General features: G+C 65.0%; 1 protein-coding gene. It reads right to left on the bottom strand.

What is annotated here, in order from left to right; genetic code table 11:
• Positions 1–15 precede the first annotated feature (15 nt).
• Complete coding sequence (locus tag RN629_RS18190) at positions 16–942, bottom strand: IS110 family RNA-guided transposase (protein WP_407036488.1); 927 nt, start codon at positions 940–942, stop codon at positions 16–18.
• Positions 943–1105 lie beyond the last annotated feature (163 nt).

Raw genomic sequence — 1105 nt, 5'->3', positions numbered from 1 at the left:
GGGCAACTGTGATGCTCATGCGAGAGCGATAGGCTGTCGCTTTCGGATCATGGCGTTGAGGATGACGAGGAGTTGCCGTGCGACGGCGATGAGGATCGTCTTGGGCGCCTTGCCCTTGGCGCGCATCCTGTCGCGCATGGCGGTGAGGACGGGGATGCGCCGTGAAGCGTTGAGGGCGGCGATGTAGAGGGCTTCGCGGATCTTTCGCCGCCCACCCCATATGCGTCGTGCGCCGCGCCATGTCCCACTTTTGCGGGCATGCGGGGCGAGGCCTGCGAGGGAAGCGATCTTGCGACGGCAGAGCGTGCCGAGCTCGGGGAGTTCACCGAGCAGGGTGGCGAGGACGGTGGGTCCGATACCGGGAACGGCGGTCAGGAGCTGGGCCTGTTCGGACAGGGCCTGATCCTGAGCGATGAAGCCTGCGATCTGTCGGTCGAGATCGGCAATCTGCTGGCCGAGCAGAGTGATCATAGCTTCGATGGCTTGGGCGATTTCGGGCTGACCTGCGCTGTGGCGATGGAGCTTTTCGGCTTTGCGCATGTCGACCAACTGCCTGCGACGGCGCAAGAAATCGGCCAGGCGCGAACGGGCTGGGCTGAGTGGGATGGTGGCGGGCAGGTCGAGCGCTGCGCCCATCTGCGCCAGGACACGGGCGTCGACCCGGTCGGTCTTGGCCAGCGTACCGGTGGCTCTGGCAAACTCGCGGGCCTGGCGTGGATTAACGCGTGAGAAGGGATGGCCACGTGTCGCCAGCGCAGCAATCAGGTCGCCGTCGCAGCCGCTGGTGGCCTCGAAGACGAGGCGGATGTCGTGGTCGAGCGTGTCGAGCCAGGTGGTGATGGCATCCGGTGTATTGGCGATCTGCCCGGTCCGACCGGATGGCAGTTCGCAGATGTCGATAAGGGCACGCGAAAGGTCGCAGCCGATGACGGCCTGTGGCATGGGTAAGGCTCCTGTCCATGTCGTGCGGGATCGGTAGTCCCAAGCAACTGTTCAGGGTTGTGACCAACGCGGAAGGGGCCCTTGCTCCCTATCGGGCTCCAGACCCTCGGGGGGGACGGGCTCCCTTCCGCAACACCTTCATACCAGCATCACATCAGACAGG

The sequence above is a fragment of the Facivitalis istanbulensis genome, from assembly GCF_040560405.1.
GTDB classification, from domain to species: Bacteria; Pseudomonadota; Alphaproteobacteria; order Sphingomonadales; family Sphingomonadaceae; genus Sphingomonas; species Sphingomonas istanbulensis.
This window is presented reverse-complemented; position numbering and strand designations above follow the sequence as displayed.

Bases quoted from the DNA above. Each gene is read 5' to 3' on its own strand.
- RN629_RS18190 (WP_407036488.1), bottom strand. From the start codon at position 942: ATGCCACAGGCCGTCATCGGCTGCGACCTTTCGCGTGCCCTTATCGAC.